The 4,444-nt window shown below is 62.2% G+C and carries 3 protein-coding genes and 2 pseudogenes; 2 read left to right on the top strand and 3 right to left on the bottom strand.

The window, feature by feature from the left end; genetic code table 11:
* Positions 1 to 232: pseudogene (locus LXM94_RS25600) on the bottom strand (GNAT family N-acetyltransferase); the annotation flags it as partial.
* 280 nt (positions 233 to 512) lie between these two features.
* Here LXM94_RS25600 and LXM94_RS25595 point away from each other — a divergent pair.
* Positions 513 to 1,499, top strand: a complete 987-nt coding sequence (locus LXM94_RS25595; RefSeq protein WP_235774678.1) for a Gfo/Idh/MocA family protein — start codon at positions 513 to 515, stop codon at positions 1,497 to 1,499.
* A 187-nt stretch (positions 1,500 to 1,686) separates the two neighbouring features.
* Here LXM94_RS25595 and LXM94_RS25590 read toward each other — a convergent pair whose 3' ends face one another.
* The gene (locus tag LXM94_RS25590) at positions 1,687 to 2,217 is read right to left on the bottom strand and encodes a dihydrofolate reductase family protein (RefSeq protein WP_235774676.1); all 531 of its coding nucleotides are present in this window, start codon (positions 2,215 to 2,217) and stop codon (positions 1,687 to 1,689) included.
* An 819-nt stretch (positions 2,218 to 3,036) separates the two neighbouring features.
* Here LXM94_RS25590 and LXM94_RS25585 point away from each other — a divergent pair.
* Positions 3,037 to 3,177, top strand: a pseudogene (locus LXM94_RS25585) (hypothetical protein); the annotation flags it as partial.
* Between the two features lie 481 nt (positions 3,178 to 3,658).
* On the opposite strand, the gene LXM94_RS25580 reads toward LXM94_RS25585, so the two are convergent.
* Entirely contained in the window at positions 3,659 to 4,108 is a 450-nt protein-coding gene (locus LXM94_RS25580; RefSeq protein ID WP_235774675.1) for a hypothetical protein, read from the bottom strand.
* Positions 4,109 to 4,444: the final 336 nt, after the last annotated feature.

Raw genomic sequence — 4,444 nt, 5'->3', positions numbered from 1 at the left:
GCGTCATCACCCAGGTCGAATCGTGGTGATGGTGGACGGCGAACCCCGCCATGCCCCCCTCGTCGACCGCCACGCGCATGGCAACGCGCGAGGCGGGGTCGAGGATGCGGGCCCAGGTATGGGCCGTCACCGCCTCGGGCAGGTCGACGCCGTAGAAGGCGAGATAGCCGGCCCAGAGCACCCGCCATGCCGCCTCGTCGCCGGCCGCGGCGTCGCGGATCTCGAGCGCCATCGCGCTCACGCTCCCGCCGTGCCGGGCCGGCCGGCCGCGATCGTGGTGTCGGCCCTCCGGCCGGACACATTGCCGCCTGGGACGGGCGGCGCGATGGAAAGGCCGGTCCGGCCGGGGGGACGAGGCTGCATCGGATCCTCCGAACGTTCGCGCTGAAAACCTGCCTTCCAGACATAGCGGCGCGCAGCGGGGATTGCACGCGCATCCCTCGATTTTTCGCGCCTTGCGGCGGGCGGGCCGCGCGACTAGTCTCGCGGCCGCATTCGAGGGAGAGACAATCATGCTGCGTTTCGGAATTCTGTCGACGGCCAGGATCGGCCGCGAGCTCGTCGTGCCGGCCATCCAGGATGCCGAGAACTGCGTGGTGACGGCGATCGCCAGCCGCGATCTCGACAGGGCGCGCGCCATGGCGGACCGCTTCTCGGTGCCGCATGCCTTCGGCTCCTATGCGGAGATGCTCGCCTCCGACGTCATCGACGCGGTCTATATTCCGCTGCCGACCGCACAGCATGTCGAATGGACGGTCAAGGCCGCCGATGCCGGCAAGCATGTGCTCTGCGAGAAGCCGATCGCCCTCAACGCCTCGGAGATCGCGGCGCTGATCGCGGCGCGCGACCGCAACAAGGTGCTGATCTCGGAAGCCTACATGGTGACCTACAGCCCCGTCTGGCGCAAGGTGCGCTCGCTGCTCGCCGAGGGCGCGGTCGGCAGGCTGCGCCACGTGCAGGGCGCCTTCACCTATTTCAACCGCGATCCGGGCAACATGCGCAACGTGCCGGAGCTCGGCGGCGGCGGCCTGCCGGACATCGGCGTCTACCCGACGATCGCGACGCGTTTTTCGACCGGCAGGGAACCGGTCCGCGTTCAGGCGAACACCGACCGCGACCCGGATTTCGGCACCGACATCTATTCGAGCGTGCGCGCCGATTTCGGCGATTTCGAGCTGTCCTTCTACATCTCCACCCAGCTCGCCGCCCGCCAGGTCATGGTCTTCCACGGCGACAAGGGCTTCATCGAGGTGAAGTCCCCCTTCAACGCCGACCGCTACGGCGCCGAGGAGATCGAGCTCACCAACCAGAACCACAGCGAGAGCCGGCATTTCCGTTTCCAGGACGCCCGCCAGTACAGGTGCGAGGCGGAGGCCTTTTCGCGCGCCGCGATGGGCGGCAAGGAGGAGGTGGTGACGCTCGAAAGCTCGGTCGCCAACCAGAAGCTCATCGACGCCATCTACCGCGCCAGCACCAGGGACGGCTGGGAGCCCGTCTGACCGTCGCCGCGGCGGGTGGCACGGCCCCGTTTCCGCTCCCCGAGACAGGAGAGCATGACGGCGGCGTTGTGCCCGATGCAGCCATTGTGCAATGGGATCGCGCAGGCCGACCCGGGGCCGTTTCCGGCGCTTTGGGCCTCGCCCGGATCAGGCTTCAGCGGCGGTTTCCGTCCGGCGCAGCGCGATATCAGGCGGGAACATAGGTCAGCCTGACGACGTCCTCGCCGATCCGATCGTGGGTCACGAGGCGGAGCGGCGGCCGGGGTCCGGCGAAATATGGCTTGCCGCGACCGAGCACGACCGGGTGCAGGTAGATTCGATACTCGTCGATCAAGCCGAGTTCGGTGAGGCTGTGCGCCAGGTTCGGGCCGGCAACTTCGATCTCTCCGTCGCGCTCGGCCTTCAATGCGCGGATCGCGCCCTCAAGATCATCCCCGACAAGCCTGGCGTTGGGGCCGACAGAGGTCAACGCGCGCGAGACGACCCATTTCGGCTGGTTTCGCCACGCCGCCGCAAAGGCCTGTTTCTCCGCATCCCATTCAGGATGATCGTCGTCCCAGTAACGCATGACCTCATACATCTGGCGGCCGTACACGCTGCCCGCCTGCCCCTGAGCCTCCTCGATGAAGTGGCGGAAGAGCACGGGGCTTGGCCCGAACGCCATATGATCGACATAGCCGTCCAGCGACTGGTTCATTCCGAACACGAGCTTGGCCATACCCGCTTCCTTTCCTCACGTGGCACATCCGCGCGGACCGATTGCGGTGTGCAATCGGCTCTACATTAGATCGACTGATTTCATATTGCAATCGGTTTTGGATTTGGCGAGGAGAGCCGCGGGCGACGCCGCGGCTCACCGCCCCCCGTTTCCTCTCCCCGACGAGGGAGAGGATACAAAATCAAGATTTAGCGCCAGCTAAGTCTTAGATTTTGTTGGTGAGGGGGACAGCGATGGTGCGCCAGAACAGCCGCCCCTCATCTGCAAAATCTAGCACTTAGCCTTCGGCTAAGACGCTGATTTTGCTTCTTATCCCTCCGGGGGAGAAGAAAAACCGCATCCCCGTTTTCCCCGCCCTGCGAACCTGTGCCTACAATCGTCCCATCCCGTCCACGGATACACCGCAAGGCGTTGCGGCGAGGCGGGGTCGGCGCCTTTGGTGCGGGAAGGACGTGCGCCTTCGCCAAGGGGGTCCGTGGAAACTGGTCTCCCTCCGGTGCACGGGGGAAGGCGGCGGGGCGTCGGACCGGGCCTGCCGTTTTTTCTCCCAACACCGCGCCGGGCGTGCCTGTGTGGCACACAAGGGGACCGGGCACCGGAGGTGCGTCGGCATCGTCCGCCGGGCAACCGGAAACCGACGGCGAACACCCACCGGCCCCGGCTTTCGCAGAGCGACCGAAGTCCGGGCACAAACCGCCGAACGGGGCGCCGCAAGGGGCCATATAAAATTTACTTTACGAGGCAGCTTGCGGCGCCCCGTCCGAGACATTCGACAAACCACGGCGCGGCGGCGGGCGTGGGCGAAGCAGAGCCGCGCGAGCATGGCTTGATTGGTCGCAGGAAGAGCTTGCGCAAAGGTCGCAAGTCTCCATGTCAACGATTCGCGATTTCGAAAAGGTCGTAGAACGCTATGCAATTAGCCTTGGAAAAAGCTGGCGTCGGCCTAGTGTTCGGCGATAATGGAAGTGCTAGAGGCATCACCAGACTTGATGATGCCCCATAGCTGCTGTAGAGTTTAATGGAGACACGTGTCGTTCGGAGGGAGAGGCACGGCGTCCTTAAAGCGGTTGCCGCGTACAACGTGGTTTACCGTTCCGACATTCAGGCCGAAGACGATAGCCGCTTTGGTCTGAGTCCATCCTTCCACCTTTACGGCCCAAAGCACGTTGCACGCCTTGGCGTGAGTGCACGGGAAATAGTCGAGTTCGTTGCGCAATGGTCTATCCTTTCTGCGCGTTATTGAAACGAACCGGCCAGGAAAGAGAGCTTCCGTGTCTGCTTCCCTAACCGGGGTAGTCACAAAGCCCGCATCGATCGTTGGTAGCTTTCGATGCGGGACCTATCAGGACCGTAATAACGGCCCAAGGCATTTAGCCATGTCGGTACCTCCGTGTTTGGCGCTTTGGCGGCGCGGGGTTAACGATAGGACGGGGAAGCGTGGTCAAGACGCTTCCCCGTCAATCGAACTCTTATTGGCCATGGCGTACCTATCGCCAATTTTTACAACGCGGTCGTCTCCGGTCCTATTTAGGAGGCGACTAATCATCGTATAATAATAGTTGGGAGAGGAGATTAGTTTCTCTTTAAGTCTCCCATCCCTCGACAAGATGGCTCTTATCTCAGAGTGCCCCAACGGCGACTCAGCACTCCTGAGAATGCGAAGGGTGGCATCAACCATTGTCTCAGATTGCTCTTCGAGAGCGTCCACTGCAGAGAGATTTTTGGGCTGCTGGCTAATTTGTGGAAAGAGCAAGCGAACTGCTTCAAGCTTTCGGGTGATCTCATCACGTCGCTTTTGAAGAGAGTTCATTTCTTCATCAATCTTGGCGCCTTCATCTTGCCATTCGCGCACGGTTGCCGCCGTCAGAAGGATGTCATTTGTGTCGCCCATCATCGTTCCGAATTCGTTCCACTGTTGATCATACAGCCGAGATAGCCTGATTCCTATCGTCCGTCAAACAGAATGGAGTGGAGGGTGATGTGATTTGAGTTTGCTACCTAATACCGTTTAATTGCCACCGTCTTCTGTGTTTTTTGAGTTTGGTGCGCTTGCTACATAAGACCGTGATTTTGCTTCTTCTCCCCCACCGGAAGACGAAACGCCCGCCATCCCCGTTTTCCCCGCCCTGCGAACCTGTGCCTACAATCTCCCCATCCCGTCCACGGATACACCGCAAGGCGTTGCGGCGAGGCGGGGTCGGCGCCTTTGGTGCGGGAAGGACGTGCG

The sequence above is a fragment of the Rhizobium alarense genome (genome assembly GCF_021555155.1).
Lineage (GTDB): Bacteria > Pseudomonadota > Alphaproteobacteria > Rhizobiales > Rhizobiaceae > Rhizobium_D > Rhizobium_D alarense.
This window is presented reverse-complemented; position numbering and strand designations above follow the sequence as displayed.